At 72.7% G+C, this 13,105-nt stretch carries 14 protein-coding genes; 2 read left to right on the top strand and 12 right to left on the bottom strand.

Annotation, left to right across the window (positions count from 1 at the left end; all coding sequences use genetic code 11):
• Positions 1 to 85: 85 nt before the first annotated feature.
• Genes DK427_RS11395 through larC form a run of 5 tightly spaced genes read right to left on the bottom strand, consistent with a single transcriptional unit; the run spans position 86 to position 4,597 of the window.
• Positions 86 to 670 carry a HupE/UreJ family protein gene (locus DK427_RS11395; RefSeq protein WP_109951354.1) on the bottom strand — a complete coding sequence of 195 codons (585 nt, stop codon included), beginning with the start codon at positions 668 to 670 and terminating at the stop codon, positions 86 to 88.
• A 40-nt stretch (positions 671 to 710) separates the two neighbouring features.
• Positions 711 to 1,820: an aldo/keto reductase gene (locus tag DK427_RS11390; protein WP_109951353.1), complete on the bottom strand. Its 1,110-nt coding sequence runs from the start codon at positions 1,818 to 1,820 to the stop codon at positions 711 to 713.
• 49 nt (positions 1,821 to 1,869) lie between these two features.
• The gene (larB, locus tag DK427_RS11385; RefSeq protein WP_109951352.1) at positions 1,870 to 2,541 is read right to left on the bottom strand and encodes a nickel pincer cofactor biosynthesis protein LarB; all 672 of its coding nucleotides are present in this window, start codon (positions 2,539 to 2,541) and stop codon (positions 1,870 to 1,872) included.
• Entirely contained in the window at positions 2,538 to 3,353 is an 816-nt protein-coding gene (gene larE / locus DK427_RS11380) for an ATP-dependent sacrificial sulfur transferase LarE (protein ID WP_109951351.1), read from the bottom strand. The genes larB and larE overlap by 4 nt, the downstream gene beginning before the upstream one ends.
• Positions 3,350 to 4,597 (bottom strand): nickel pincer cofactor biosynthesis protein LarC, encoded by a 1,248-nt coding sequence (larC, locus tag DK427_RS11375; protein WP_109951350.1) that lies wholly within the window; start codon positions 4,595 to 4,597, stop codon positions 3,350 to 3,352. The genes larE and larC overlap by 4 nt, the downstream gene beginning before the upstream one ends.
• Positions 4,598 to 4,876: 279 nt before the next feature.
• On the opposite strand from larC, the gene ggt reads away from it, so the two are divergent.
• Positions 4,877 to 6,466, top strand: a complete 1,590-nt coding sequence (ggt, locus tag DK427_RS11370; RefSeq protein WP_109951349.1) for a gamma-glutamyltransferase — start codon at positions 4,877 to 4,879, stop codon at positions 6,464 to 6,466.
• Between the two features lie 78 nt (positions 6,467 to 6,544).
• Here ggt and DK427_RS11365 read toward each other — a convergent pair whose 3' ends face one another.
• Positions 6,545 to 7,948, bottom strand: coding sequence for a Wadjet anti-phage system protein JetA family protein (locus DK427_RS11365; RefSeq protein WP_109951348.1), 1,404 nt, complete (start codon positions 7,946 to 7,948; stop codon positions 6,545 to 6,547).
• Positions 7,949 to 7,978: 30 nt separating this feature from the next.
• Positions 7,979 to 8,398: an FKBP-type peptidyl-prolyl cis-trans isomerase gene (locus tag DK427_RS11360; protein WP_109951347.1), complete on the bottom strand. Its 420-nt coding sequence runs from the start codon at positions 8,396 to 8,398 to the stop codon at positions 7,979 to 7,981.
• A 138-nt stretch (positions 8,399 to 8,536) separates the two neighbouring features.
• On the opposite strand from DK427_RS11360, the gene DK427_RS11355 reads away from it, so the two are divergent.
• Complete coding sequence (locus DK427_RS11355; RefSeq protein ID WP_109951346.1) at positions 8,537 to 8,869, top strand: hypothetical protein; 333 nt, start codon at positions 8,537 to 8,539, stop codon at positions 8,867 to 8,869.
• On the opposite strand, the gene DK427_RS11350 is transcribed toward DK427_RS11355, so the two are convergent.
• From DK427_RS11350 to DK427_RS11330, 5 genes are all read right to left on the bottom strand, one after another.
• The gene (locus DK427_RS11350) at positions 8,866 to 9,144 is read right to left on the bottom strand and encodes a hypothetical protein (protein WP_109951345.1); all 279 of its coding nucleotides are present in this window, start codon (positions 9,142 to 9,144) and stop codon (positions 8,866 to 8,868) included. The two genes, DK427_RS11355 and DK427_RS11350, sit on opposite strands and share 4 nt — an antisense overlap.
• On the bottom strand, positions 9,144 to 9,350 hold the full coding sequence (locus tag DK427_RS11345) for a hypothetical protein (RefSeq protein ID WP_109951344.1): 207 nt from the start codon (positions 9,348 to 9,350) through the stop codon (positions 9,144 to 9,146). The genes DK427_RS11350 and DK427_RS11345 overlap by 1 nt, the downstream gene beginning before the upstream one ends.
• Positions 9,351 to 9,455: 105 nt before the next feature.
• Positions 9,456 to 11,000 carry an FAD-dependent oxidoreductase gene (locus tag DK427_RS11340; RefSeq protein ID WP_109951343.1) on the bottom strand — a complete coding sequence of 515 codons (1,545 nt, stop codon included), beginning with the start codon at positions 10,998 to 11,000 and terminating at the stop codon, positions 9,456 to 9,458.
• A 104-nt stretch (positions 11,001 to 11,104) separates the two neighbouring features.
• Positions 11,105 to 12,259, bottom strand: a complete 1,155-nt coding sequence (gene lpxB, locus DK427_RS11335) for a lipid-A-disaccharide synthase (RefSeq protein WP_109951342.1) — start codon at positions 12,257 to 12,259, stop codon at positions 11,105 to 11,107.
• Entirely contained in the window at positions 12,256 to 13,104 is an 849-nt protein-coding gene (locus tag DK427_RS11330) for an LpxI family protein (RefSeq protein ID WP_109951341.1), read from the bottom strand. Before DK427_RS11330 ends, lpxB begins: the two co-directional genes overlap by 4 nt.
• Position 13,105 lies beyond the last annotated feature (1 nt).

Raw genomic sequence — 13,105 nt, 5'->3', positions numbered from 1 at the left:
GGGGTTGGCCTAGCGCGGGCCCTGCGCGGGCTCAACCGTCACGCGATCCCCCTCCCCCTCTACGGGGAAGGGAGACCGGCGGCGATCAGAACGCTCCGACCAGCAGCGTCAGCCCCGACAGAGCGACGGCAGCGCCCATGGCGGGCGCGGCGCGGCGGCGCTCGGTGCTGACAAGGAAGCCGATTCCGAGACCCGCCGCGTGGAGGAGCGCGGTCGCGGCGAGGAAGCCGAGCCCGTAGGCGAGGCCTGAGGCGGTCTCCGGCATCTCGGCGCCGTGGGCGTAGCCGTGGAACACCGCGAAGACGCCGACGAGGCCGATCAGCGCGGGCAGCGCCAACCGGCTCGCGAAGACGATGGCGAGGCCGAAGGCGACGAGCGAGAGCGCAATGCCGGCCTCGGCCAAGGGCAGCGCGACGCCGAAGACGCCGAGTGCGGCGCCCACCGCCATCATCGCCATGAAGGCGACCGGCAGGCCCCAGCGGGCCGCGCCGCCGCGAAGCGCCGCGAGCAGGCCCACCGCCACCATCGCGAGCACGTGATCAAGTCCGCCGACCGGGTGCGCGAAGCCGTGCGCGAAGCCCACCGCCTCGCCGTGTCCCGGATGGGCCAGCGCCGCCCCGGGGACGAGAAGCAGCAGGGCAGGCAGGAGCGGCAGGACGCGACGGGTCATCAGGGGCCTCAAGGTCGATGATATGATGAACATGGAAGCCTCATTCCATCGTGGGCGCAAGCTTCTGCACGCCCGGCACGTCCTCGCCGAGCCAGGCGGCGTTCTTGGCCGTGCCGTCGAAGGTCGCGCTCGTCTTGAACAGCTCGTACTTGCCCTCCAGGGCGTAGGGCCTGCTGCGGCCAAGGAGTTCGGCGACACGCGCCTTGTCCATCGGCCGGAAGGTCTTCACCGCCTCGAAGGCCTGGTCGAGGTCCCGCTGGTTCTGAATCCCGGTGATCACCACCGCGACCGGCAGATTGAGCGAGAAGTGCAGGTACTCCAGCGGCTTGATCGGCGCGTCGCTCTTCAGGATGACGCCGTCGCCGAAGGTCTTCATCGCCAGCGGCGCGATCCCGTTCTGGACGAGGTAAGGCAGGACGAGATGCCCGAACGACCGGAAATGCGCGTCCATCACATTGAGCGGCATCTGCACCGAGTCGAACTGGAAGCCGCGCTCGGCCGCCACCTCCAGCATCTGCAGGTGGATGCGCGGGTCCTTGTGCCCGGTGAAGCCGATGTAGCGGAGCTTCCCCTGCTTTTTCGCCTCGACGAAGGCCTCCATCGCCCCGCCCTCGGCGAAGACGCGGTCGGGATCGTCGTAGCGCAGAATCTCGTGGTGCTGGACGAGGTCGATCCGGTCGGTGCGCAGCCGCTTCAACGAGGTATCGATCTGCTTCATCGCCTCGTCCTTGGTCCGCCCGTCCATCTTGGACATCAGGAAGACCTTGTCGCGGTAGCCGCCCTGGGACAGGGCCTCGCCCATGCGCAGCTCCGAGCGCCCCTCGTTGTAGTCCCAGCAATTGTCCATGAAGGTGATGCCGCGATCGATCCCGGCATGGATCAGGCGCGTCGCCTCGTCGTCCGAGACGGCGTTCTTGCCGAGATGGAAGCCGCCCATCCCGATGGCCGAGATCTTCTCCGCGTGGCGGCCGAAGGGCCGGTAGAGCATCTCGCCCCGCATCTCGCCGGGATCCGTGACGAAGGGGAGGTCCGCGGGATCCTGCGGGCGGGTCTGAGGCAGGCCGGGCGCGTTCACGGCCGCACCCGCCGGGCCCGTGGCCGCGAGACCGGCGCCGAGGACGGCGCCCTGGAGAAAGCTTCGGCGTTCCATGCGGGTTCTCCCGACTGCGAGCCCAGGTGCGGGGTGGAATGGATCGATCTCATGGGGACAACTCCCGGAGCGCGCGGGCGGCGTGGAGCACGCGCATCGCCGCGCAGGCCGCGCCGTAGCCGTTGTCGATGTTGCAGACCGTGATGCCGGGCGCGCAGCTCGCCAGCACCGCGTCGAGCGCCGCGCGCCCGCCCTCGGCGACGCCGTAGCCGACCGAGGTCGGCACCGCGATCAGCGCGCCGGGCACGAGGCCGCCGACGACGCTGGGCAGCGCCGCGTCCATGCCGGCCGCCACGATGACGACCGGGTGCGCCCGGATCTCGTCGAGGCGTCGCTGCAGCCGCCACAGGCCCGCCACGCCCACATCGGCGATCAGCGTGGCGCGGATCCCCGCATAGGCGAGCGTCCGCTCGGCCTCGCGGGCGACAGGCACGTCCGAGGTGCCCGCCGCCACGATGGCGACGGGGGCCGCGCCCGACACCGCATTCGGCCGCCCGAACACGGCGGTGCGCGAGACCGGGCAGTAATCGAGGTCGTGCCGGAGCGCCGCACGCTTCTCCGGGTCGAGCCGCGTCAGGAACAGGCGGGCGCCGCGCTCGCCCGCAGCCGCGAGGATCGCGTCGATCTGCTCCGCCGACTTGCCGGCCGCGTAGATCGTCTCCTCGAGCCCGATGCGCTCGGGCCGGGCGAAATCGAGGGTGAACTCGTCCGCGACGCTCACCGGGCCACTCCGTTGCGCAGGAAGGCGCTGCCGTTCCTGTACGGCTCGAACCGCACCGGGCCGGCGAGCGCGGGTGCGGGCGCGCGCTCGCGGATCGCGGCGCCGAGATCCGCCCGCAGGTCCGTATCGAGGAGAGCGAGGCCGCGCGCGTCGAGTTCCACGACGACGCCCTCCGCTCGGACCCGGCAGCGCACGCGCGCCTCGGACCCCTCGGCGGAGAGCGCCCCGCCGACGAGGCGCTCGACCGCGTGGATGAAGGCCAGGGTCTCCGGCTCGATGCGGATGCCGGTCTCGACCCGGCTCGACAGGCAGGGCGAGGCGGGAAGCTCGGCGACGTCGCCGAGGCCGAGCTCGCGCGCCAGCACCCGCACCGCCGCCTTGCCCAGCCCCGCGGCCACGAAGGGATGACGCACGCCGTGCTCTCGCGCCGCGTCGAGGCCGGGCCGGTACTCGCCGAGGTCGTCGAGATTGGCGCCCGACACGATCTGCCGGTCGGTGGCCTCGCGGATCGCGCCGTACAGGTTGGTCTTGCAGAAGAAGCAGCGGTTGACCGGGTTCGCCCGGTAGCGCGGGTCGGCGAACTCGCCGGCCTCGATCACCCGCAGCCGCCAGCCCTGGCGCCCGGCCTCGTCGCGCACCCGCGCGGTGGCCTCCCCCGGCACCGCGGGCGAGGCGGCGTGGACCGCCAGCATCCCGGCCCGCCCGAGGCTCCGGTGGGCAAGGGTCGCGAGCGTCATGCTGTCGACGCCGCCGCTGACCGCCACCGCGAGCGGGCCCATCCCGGCGAGCAGATTCTCGAGGGTGGCGCTCATGACCGGCCCTCCTCCGCCTGTTCGGCGAGCGCGATCCGCTCGGCCGCGCGGCGCAGGCTCTCGCGGGCGGCGTGGCCCTCCTGCGAGAGGGCGTCGTCGGCCTCGGCCTTGGCGGTCGGGCCGCCGGGGCGCATCACCGTCTTCACCCGCAGATCGCGGCCGCCGACCGCAACCGTGCGGCTCGTCCGCTCCAGCACGCGGCCGGAGACGATCTGGTGGCGCAGGCCGATCGTGGTGGTCTCGCGGAAGCAGGCCTCGGCGGCGGCGTCCAGCGCCTCCGCGCGGGCGAGCACGCGCACATGGACCATCATTCGTCCCTTCTTGCCGAAGACCGGCATCTGCACGACGTCGAGCACGTCCGGGTGCGCACGCAGCCGGTCGAGACCCATCGCGAGATCCTCCCCCGACTGGTCATCCACCTCGAACTCGATCACCGCGAGGCTGCGCTGGCGCCCATCCCCACGCGGGCCGACCTCGCCGAAGACGAGGGCGCGCACGCAGTTGCTCAGGCCCGGCAGGGTGCGGGTGCCGAAGCCGATGCCGCTGCGGGCGAGCCTGCGGGGCTCGCGCAGCCGCGTTCCGTCCCCGCAGAGATGACGCAGGATGGCGGCGCCTGTCGGCGTCACCCGCTCGCCCGGCACGCCGTCGTCGATCGTGTCGAAGCCTTCGAGCAGCAGGGCCGTGGCGGGCGCGGGCACCGGCAGGAAGCCGTGCTGGGTGCGGACCCGCCCCGAGCCGAGGGGCAGCGCCGACACGCTCCAGCGGGTCGCGCCGGTCGCGGCCGCCAGATGGGCCGCCGCCACAATGTCGGCGATCGAATCGACAGCTCCCACCTCGTGGAAGGCCACGTCCGCGACCGGGATGCCGTGCACCCGCGCCTCCGCCTCGGCAAGATGGCCGAAGATCGCGAGGGCATGGTCGCGCACCGCCGGGTCGAGATCGGCCGCGATCAGCCCGGCGCGGATCTCCGACCAGTGCCGGTGATCGTGCGCGCCGTGGGGGTGGCTGTGGGGGGCGTGGTGATGGGTGTGGGTGTGCGCGACCGGCTCACCCGGCTCCGCCACGGTGAAGCGGCGGCCCTGGAGCACGCCATCGTTGTGGGCCATCAGCTCGCAGGCTGCGCCTCGCGCCGCCGCCCGCACGCTGGCGAGCACGCCGGCCTCGTGCTCCGGGAAGGCGTCGAGCAGGGCCGCTGCGAACATGTCGCCGGCCATCCCGCCGATGGCGTCGAGATGAATCTGCATCCGGGGGCGAGAGCCTGGTGAGCCGCGTCGGTCGGTGATGCAGCCACATCGTTCGCGCGGGCCGGGGGACAACTGCTCGCGGCGCGGGGCGGAAGGCCGCAGCCGGGCGGGGCCGGGCCTTGACAGCCCCGCGACAGATCCGGCGATCCGTCCCCGCTTCACCCTGGCATACCATCTTGGCATGCCGAATGCCCTGTGCATCCTGCGGCGGGCGCGCCTGTGTCCGGGCCGCACTCGAGGATGGGCCATGCCGTCCGAGGATCAGTCGGGAGTCGCGTCGTGAGAGATTTCAGCAGGCCAGGGCGCTCGCCCGTCTACGCCGGCAACGGGGCAGTCGCGACCTCGCACCCGCTCTCGACCCTGGCGGCGATCGAGGTGCTGCGCGCGGGCGGCAACGCGGTCGATGCCGGGATCGCGGCGGTGGCGGTGCAATGCGTGGTCGATCCGCTGATGACCGGCATCGGCGGCGACTGCTTCGCTCTCTACGCCCCGCGGGGCGCGAGCGTGCCCGACGCGCTCAACGGCTCCGGCCGCAGCCCGGCGGCGGCCTCCGACGCGTGGTACCTTGAGAACGGGGTCGCGATCACGCCGACCTCGCCGCACGCGGTCACAGTGCCGGGCGCCGTCGCGGCCTGGGCGACGCTCCTGGAGAAGCACGGCACCCGGTCGCTCGGCGAGCTGCTGCAGCCCGCGATCCGCTACGCCGAGGACGGCTTCCCGGTGCAGCCGCGGGTCGGCTGGGACTGGGCGCGCAGCGTCGAGCGCGTCTCGCACGATTCCGGCGCCGCCGCGACCTACCTGTTCGATGGCCGTGCGCCGGCCATCGGCGCGACCGTGCGCCTGCCGCGTCTGGCCGCCACGCTCCGCCGGATCGCCGAAGAGGGTCCGCGCGGCTTCTACGAAGGGCCGGTCGCCCGCGACATGGTCGCTCGTCTGCGAGCGCTCGGCGGCCTGCACACCGAGCAGGACTTCGCCGAGGCCGGGCCCGACTGGGTCACGCCGATCACCACGCGCTATCGCGGCTACGACGTCTACGAGTGCCCCCCCTCCGGCCAGGGGCTGGCGGTGCTGATGATGCTGAACGTGCTCGCGCCCTTCGACGTCGCCGCCCTCTCCGACCTCGACCGGGCGCACCTGCTCGCCGAGGTGTGCAAGCAGGGCTACCACCACCGCGACGCGCTCTTCGCGGACCCGAGCCTGCACAGGGTGCCGGTCGAACACCTGCTCTCGGACGCGTGGCAGGCCTCGGCCAGGGGCGCGATAGACATGACCCGCGCCCGCGTGCCGGAGGTCTACCCTGAGATCGCCAACGAGGTCGCGCACCGGGACACGGTCTATCTCAGCGTGGTCGACCGGGACGGCAACGCGCTCTCGCTGATCAACTCGATCTTCCAGGGCTTCGGCAGCGGCATCCTGGCGCCCGAGAGCGGCGTGCTCCTGCACAACCGCGGCCTCAGCTTCCGGGTGGAGCCCGGCCACCCGAACACGATCGCGCCGAAGAAGCGCCCGATGCACACGATCATCCCCGGCATGCTGATGCGCGATGGCCGGGCGGTGGCGCCCTTCGGCGTGATGGGCGGCCACTATCAGGCGATGGGTCACGTCCAGCTGCTCACCAACGTCATCGACCTCGGCCTCGACGTGCAGGAGGCCCTCGATGCGCCGCGCAGCTTCGCCTACGACGGCGTGGTCGAGATGGAGAACGGGTTCCCGGAGGCCATCCTGGCCGGGATGCGCGACCGGGGTCATAAAGCGGTAACGGCGCCGCTGCCGATCGGGGGCGGTCAGATCATCTGGATCGACCAGGCTTCCGGCACGCTGGTGGCGGGCTCCGACCCACGCAAGGACGGCAGCGCGCTGGGGTATTGAGGGGCTGGCGGTTCGCGAAAGAAGCTCCCCCCTCTCCCCGTACGGCGGGGAGAGGGGATCCCTCCTCCGCTCTCGTGGCTACTTGGGAGCGCGTTCGGCCGTGTCTGCGGCGGGACCGCTCACCACCCGCCTCAGCACGAAATCCGGGCAGTCGAGCCAGCCGTTCGAGAGCCGCTCCGTGAGATGTGTGACGCCGTAGCGGGTGCCCAGCTCGCCCTCGAACAGCACGTCGATCTCGCGCAGGCGCTGGAAGACCACGAAGGCGTCGATATCGGCGACCGGGATCTCGGAACCGCGCAAGCTGCCGTCCGCGGTGAGCCGCGCCTCCACGAAGTCCGCCATCGAGCGGGGCGTGACCGTCGTGCGCCGGCGGAACTCGGCCTTGGCGCTGACGAAGGCCTCGATGCGCGGATCGACGAAGATCTCGGGCAGAGGGTCGTTGTCGATCGGCGGGCGGGTCCGGCGGGGGGTCGAGAGATGCGCCTCGCCGATCGGCGGGCGCAGCAAGGAGATTGCTGCCGGCATGTCCGGCGCCGAGCCCGCCGCGCCGACTGCGCGAAGCGCAGCCGCGGTGCGCTCGACACCGCCCGCATCCGGCCGGTCCATGTAGCGCACGGCCGCCGCGATGCGCCGCTCCATGCGGGCCACCACTTCGTCCACCGCGTCGAGGTGTCGGTCGATGCCCTCGAACACCCCCAGGATCTCGGCGAGGTCTGCGCGCACCGCGCGCTCGCCCGCGTCGAGGTCGGCGGCGCGGCCCTCGCGCACCAAGCCCTCGGCCAGCGCCCGGATCAGCAGCGCGTCGCGCAGGGCGCGCCCCGCCTCGCGCACGATGGCCGAGCGGAAGCGGAACGGGTTGAAGCGGGTATGCAGCGTCCGGTAATCGCTGATCAGGTGCCGCTCGACGAAATCCTCGAAGTAGAGGCGGAAAGCGGCGCGGCGGTCCTCCTCGCGCAGGATCCGGTCCTCGATCTTGCGCATCGAGCCGGCGAGGCTGCGCAGGTGGGACAGGAAGGCCTCGGCCTCGCGGGCGGCGTTCGCCAGCGCTTCCGAGCGCTCGCCCGGGTTGGCGAGCGCGCTCTCCAGGCTTCCCAGAACCTCCAGCACGGCGCCGCCGTAGGAGCGGGTCTCGCCGCGCTCGATCCGGGACAGCTCCTCGAGAAGGAGACGCGCCTCGGGGTCGAACTCGACCACCGGCACGTAGCGCTCGCGCCGCTCGATCAGCCAGCCGGATTCGAGGAAGCGCCGGTAGAGCACCGAGCGGCGCTCGATCGCGTCGGGCGGAAAGCTCGCGTCGTCGGCAAGCTCCCGCGTCTCGCGGCCGGCCGCGAACTCGCCAATCTCCGCCAGCAGATCGGCCTTGCGCATCGGCTCCGAGCCGATGACGCGCCGGTGCAGGTGCAGCAGCAGGGACGCGTTGAAGGCGCGGCTCGGTGAGGCGAGCGGCCGGAACAGGTCGTCGGGAAGCTGCGCGAACAGCACGTTGTCTGACCCGTCCCGGCTCGGTCGAACTTACTTCGAGCCGATCAGCTCGACGTCGAAGATCAGCGTGGCGCCCGGCGGGATCACGCCGCCCGCGCCACGGGCGCCGTAGCCGAGTTCCGGCGGGATCACGAGGGTGCGGCGGCCACCAGCCTTCATGGTGGCAACGCCCTCATCCCAGCCGCGGATGACCTGACCGGCACCGATCTGGAAGCTGAAGGGCTGGCCGCGGTCGCGCGAGGAATCGAACTTCTTGCCCGGCTTGCCGCCCTGATCGAGCCAGCCGGTGTAGTGCACGGTGACCTGCTGGCCGGTCTTCGGCTCGGGGCCGGTGCCGACCACCTCGTCCTTGTACTTCAGGCCCGAGGGCAGCGTGGTGTAGGCGTCGGCGTTGGCGGCAGCGGTCATGGCGATCAGCGCAGCTCCTGCGAGCGGGAACAGACGAGACATTGGGCCTCCTCTCGGGTCGGCGTCGCGTGCCGCCCGTCGGCGCGCCTCTTAACAGCCTCGGCACCCAAGAGGCCAGACGGCACCCAAGAGGCCAGACGCCGAAGCGGAGCCCTTCGGGGGCCCGCGCGTTGGACGGTGATGGAGACCCGCACTCTGCACCCCGAGACCGTCCGGCCCGAGGATTGGGACGCGCGCGTCGACCGCCTCACCGCGAAGCTGCCCGACGCCTTGCGCCGGGCGATCGACTGGCTGCGCGAGCCCTCGCGGCTCTGGGTGCGGGTCATCGCCGCGATCCTGTTCATCCTCGGCGGGGTCTTCGCGATTCTGCCGGTGCTCGGCCTGTGGATGCTGCCGGTCGGCCTCGCCCTGCTGGCGCAGGACGTGCCCGGGCTCAAGGTGCCGCTGGAGAAATCGGCCCGCTGGATCGAGGCGACCTGGGAGCGGCTCAAGGCACGCTGGCGGAACCGCTAGGTCTCCGCGCGGGCATCCTCGAGGAGCTGCGAGAGGCCCGAATCGACCTCCTGCGCCAGCATGGCGCGCTCGGCCTCGCTGAGGTCGCCGGCCCAGCCCTTGGTCCCGAACCCTGCGGCGCAGCGCGCCCGCTCGGAACCGATGAAGGCCTCGGTCTCCTCGGGGCGCGTCCGTATGGCGTGGACGAGCCCGAACCAAGCGGCGCGCTCCACGACGGCGAGGCGGGCGCGCAGGCGGATCATCACCGCCCGATCGGGGGATACCGTCTCGCTCATCAGCGGCGCTGCTCGCAACGGGTCTTCACGTAGCTGTCCTTCGCGATCTCGATGCCCGAATTGGCCGCAATCACTGGGCCCTGAACGAGGCATTCCTGAAGCGTGTGGGCCGGGCCCGTCACCACGTCGATGGCGGTCTCGCGGGTGCAGTCGGGCGCCGATATCGATTTCGCGCATATCAGGGCGACGACGATGATCTGGTTCATGACACCTCCCGCGGACGCAGCCTCTTCAGGGCTGCTCCGGGAAGTTGTCAGCCGGCAAGAGGGTTCCGGTCGAGCGGACGTGGTGACGCGGCCGTGAACCGCGCCTCAGACCCGCGTGCGCGGATCAACCCCCGCATCGATCTCGGTGGAGCTCGGGGCCCGGCCCTCGCCCAGGAGGTGCAGGAAGGCCGTGAACTCGGGGCTGCGGCCGATGCTGCAGGCCGCCGTCACGCGCTCGCCGCGGATATAGTAGGCGATGAAGTCGAGTTCGTTCGCGCTGCCGCGCAGGACGATGCGGTCGAAGCCCGGGGCGTAGCCGCCGTAGTCGAGCCGCTTGTCGCCCTGGTTCGACCAGAAGAACGGTGCGCCGGCGAACGGCCCCGATTCCTCGAGGATCTGGCGGGCGATGTGCGTGCCATGCTGCTGGGCGAGGCGCCAGTGCTCGATCCGCGCGGTCTCACCGCTCGCTCGCTCGGGGAAGGCTGCGATGTCGCCCGCGAGCCAGACGTTCTCGGTCAGGCTCAGGTCCGGACCGACGGCAACGCCCCCGTCCTCTCGCGCCGCGATGCCCGCGATCGCGCCCGTCTCGGGTGCCGCGCCCGCGCCGATCAGCACGATGTCGGCGAGCAGGCGCTCGCCCGCCTCCGTCTCGACCGCCTCGACGCGGCCGGTGCCGGCAATCCGCGCGACCTTGCCTTGCTTGAAGTGCACCCCGTTGCCCGCGTGGTAGCGCTTCAGCGCGGCACCCACCGCCTCGCCGAACCGCTTGGCGAAGGGCACCACCTCGCGGGCCAGCACGGTGACGTCGAGGCCCCGCTTCGTCAGGAAGGCCGCAGCCTCCAGGCCGATGAAACCCGCGCCGATCACCACGACGCGCTTCGCGTTCTCGGCCGCCGCGCTGAGATGCACGGCATCGTCCAGGCTGCGCAGGGTGTGGACCCCGTCAAGATCGGCGCCGGGAAAGTCCGGCACAGCCGCGCGGCTGCCGGTGGCGATCACCAGCGCGTCGCCCGTGAGCGCACGTCCGTCCTCGAGAACGACGCGGCGCGCTTCCGGCTCGATCCGCGCCACCGTCCCGTGCACCGCCTCGATCCGGTGGGCGGCGTAGAAGTCGGGTTCGAGCAGCGTCTTCTCGGCCGGCGTGGGCTTGGCCAAAAACTGCTTCGAGAGCTTGGTGCGGTCGTAGGGCGGGTGCGCCTCGCGGCCGACCATGGTGATCGGGCCCGCGAAGCCGAGGCGGCGCAGGCTCGTCGCGCAGGAGACCGCGGCAGCGCCGGTGCCGACCACGAGGACATGCGTCCCGGGATCCCGCGGGGGCGGAGTGGGATGGGCGAGCGGCTCCAGCGTCGCCACCACCTCGTCTCCCTCGACGCGGACGGGATAGCGCGTCAGCGCCTCGAGCGCGGGCGGCTCCTCCAGCCCGCCGTCGGCCAGCGCGAAGGCGGCCTTGTGCCAGGGGCAGTAGAGCCGTCCGCCGCAGATCTCGCCCTTGGCGAGCGGCGCGCCGAGATGCGGGCACTTGGCCTGAAAGGCGCGCACGCCGGAGGCGTCGCGCACGAGGAGCACCTTGGCCTCGCCCGCGGCCGCCTCGACCATGCCGCCGAGCGGGATCTTCTCCAGCGGGTGACGAATCTCGGTCGCCTCGGCCATGCTCGTCACCCGCTCGCACCATCGCGGGACACGCCCCGCACACGGCGACACAAGTCGCGAGCGGCGCGAAGGCTCCGGCGAACGATGCAGGACGCGGTGCCGCGTCAGCCGCCCGCGCCGGAGGCCGTTGCGAGGACGATCTCGGCGGCGCGCTCGCTTGGGGCGGCGCCGTCGGGCAGCCGCATCAGATCGTCGAGGCGGGCGAGCGCCGCGCCCTGCGCGTCCCGCGCCGGACCGCCGACGAGCAGGGATGCGAGCGCGCCCGCGAGGTTCTCCGCCGTGCAATCGGCCTGGATGAATTCTGGCATCGCGTTCTCGCCGAGGATCAGGTTCGGCAGCACGATGGTCGGAACCTGGATCAGGCGCCGGCCGATGAACTCCTCCACGCGTGAGACCCGGTAGGCCACCACCATCGGCACGCCGGCCAGCGCCAATTCGAGGGTCACGGTGCCGGAGGCCGCGAGCGCCGCGCGGGCACGCCGGAAGAGTGCGTGCTTCGCCTCCTCGCCGGAGACGATCCGCACCGGCACGGCCCAGGCGGAGGCGAGCGCCTCGATCCGGGCGCGGTGGCGCGTGACGGCCGGCAGCACCGCCTCGAAGGCCGGCCCGCCTTTCAGCCGCGCCAGCGTCTCGCCGAAGACCGGCATCAGCCGATCAATCTCGGAGCGGCGCGAGCCCGGCAGCACCGCGAGGGTGTAGGGCGTGCTCTCCCGCGCCCTCGCCTCCTCTGGCCCCGGCCGGAAGGCGTCGAGGCGCTCGATCAGCGGATGGCCGACATAGGAGCAGGCGGGGCCGCCGAGGCGCCGATGGGCGTCTGGCTCGAAGGGCAGCAGCGCCAGCACGTGATCGATGAAGGCGCGCATGCTCTTCGCCCGCCAGGGCCGCCAGGCCCAGACGCTCGGCGAGACGTAGTCCACGATCGGCAGGCTCGGCAGGCGCTTGCGCACGCGCGAGGCGACCGCGTGGGTGAAGCCGGGGCTGTCGATGATCACGAGCACGTCCGGCTGAGCTGCGACCACGTCGTCCACGGTCTCCCGGATCCGGCGCAGCAGCGTGCGGGCGCGGGCGAGCACCGGCAGGTAGCCCATCACCGCCACGTCATCGAGGGGGAAGAGCGAGGCGAAGCCTTGCGCCGCCATCGCCTCGCCGCCGACGCCCCCGAGGGTGAGCGGGCCGGACACCCGCGCCCGCAGGGCCGGGATCAGCTTGGCGCCGAGCTGGTCGCCCGAATCCTCGCCCGCCACGAGCCAGATCTTCACGGGGCGCCCTCCAGCCCGACGAGGAAGAGGCCGGCCCGGTCGGCCTCGGCGACGGTCGCGGCCCGGTCGATGATCAGCGTGCGCCCGGCCTCGACGGCGATCCCGGCGCAGCCCGCGGCGGCGGCGTTCCGCACCGTGCGGGGCCCGACCGCCGGCAGGTCGATGCGCAGGTCCTGGCCGTGCTTGGAGACCTTTACCAGCACGGTGCCGGGAGCGGACCGGCCGTATCCGAAGGGCTTGCGCCCGAGCGCGCGGGCGCGGGCGAGCATCCGGTCGGTGCCCTCGGGCCCCTCCACAGCGAGGATGCGCTCGGCCGCGGCCACCGCCGCCTGCCCCACGTCGAAGGGGGATAGGGCGGCGAGCAGCGCCCGGCCCGCCCGGACCGAGGCCTCGGCCTCGGCGTCCGGCGCGTGGCGGCCGAGGGTCCCGGCCGGGCTCAGGAGATCGGGCGCGGCCTCGTGCACGCCGAGCACCCGGTGGCCGTTCTCCTCCAGGAGCGCCAGCACGGCCCGGAGCAGCCGGTCGTCGCCCCCGCCCGCGATGGCGCGCAGCGCCTCCCGGTTGCGGAGCGCCGCGCCGGCATTGAGCAGGGCGGCCGGGCTCGGGCGCGAGACGCCGCCGGCCGGGATCACCACGGCCGGGCCCCACGCCTTCAGGATGGCGAGCGTGGCACCGACATCGAGCAGGTCCACCGTGGCGTCGGCGCGCGCGCGCAAGGTGCGCTCGGTAAAGCCGCGCACGGCCAGCACCTTGTGGGCACGGCCGGCCCGCTCCAGCGAGCCGGCGACGAGATCGGGCAGGCGCCCCGCCCCGGCGACGAGGACCAGGGTGCCGCTCTCGGGCATG

It is taken from the genome of Methylobacterium radiodurans (assembly GCF_003173735.1).
Lineage (GTDB): Bacteria > Pseudomonadota > Alphaproteobacteria > Rhizobiales > Beijerinckiaceae > Methylobacterium > Methylobacterium radiodurans.
Note: the sequence above shows the minus strand (reverse complement) of the source record. Positions and strands in the feature narration are given on the sequence as shown.

What these genes read in the sequence shown, in the direction of transcription:
- DK427_RS11395 (WP_109951354.1), bottom strand. Translation starts at nt 670, where the DNA reads ATGACCCGTCGCGTCCTGCCGCTCCTGCCTGCCCTGCTGCTTCTCGTC.
- DK427_RS11390 (WP_109951353.1), bottom strand. Translation starts at nt 1,820, where the DNA reads ATGGAACGCCGAAGCTTTCTCCAGGGCGCCGTCCTCGGCGCCGGTCTC.
- larE (WP_109951351.1), bottom strand. Translation starts at nt 3,353, where the DNA reads ATGAGCGCCACCCTCGAGAATCTGCTCGCCGGGATGGGCCCGCTCGCG.
- larC (WP_109951350.1), bottom strand. Translation starts at nt 4,597, where the DNA reads ATGCAGATTCATCTCGACGCCATCGGCGGGATGGCCGGCGACATGTTC.
- DK427_RS11360 (WP_109951347.1), bottom strand. Translation starts at nt 8,398, where the DNA reads ATGTCTCGTCTGTTCCCGCTCGCAGGAGCTGCGCTGATCGCCATGACC.
- DK427_RS11355 (WP_109951346.1), top strand. Translation starts at nt 8,537, where the DNA reads ATGGAGACCCGCACTCTGCACCCCGAGACCGTCCGGCCCGAGGATTGG.
- DK427_RS11350 (WP_109951345.1), bottom strand. Translation starts at nt 9,144, where the DNA reads ATGAGCGAGACGGTATCCCCCGATCGGGCGGTGATGATCCGCCTGCGC.
- DK427_RS11345 (WP_109951344.1), bottom strand. Translation starts at nt 9,350, where the DNA reads ATGAACCAGATCATCGTCGTCGCCCTGATATGCGCGAAATCGATATCG.
- DK427_RS11340 (WP_109951343.1), bottom strand. Translation starts at nt 11,000, where the DNA reads ATGGCCGAGGCGACCGAGATTCGTCACCCGCTGGAGAAGATCCCGCTC.
- DK427_RS11330 (WP_109951341.1), bottom strand. Translation starts at nt 13,104, where the DNA reads ATGCCCGAGAGCGGCACCCTGGTCCTCGTCGCCGGGGCGGGGCGCCTG.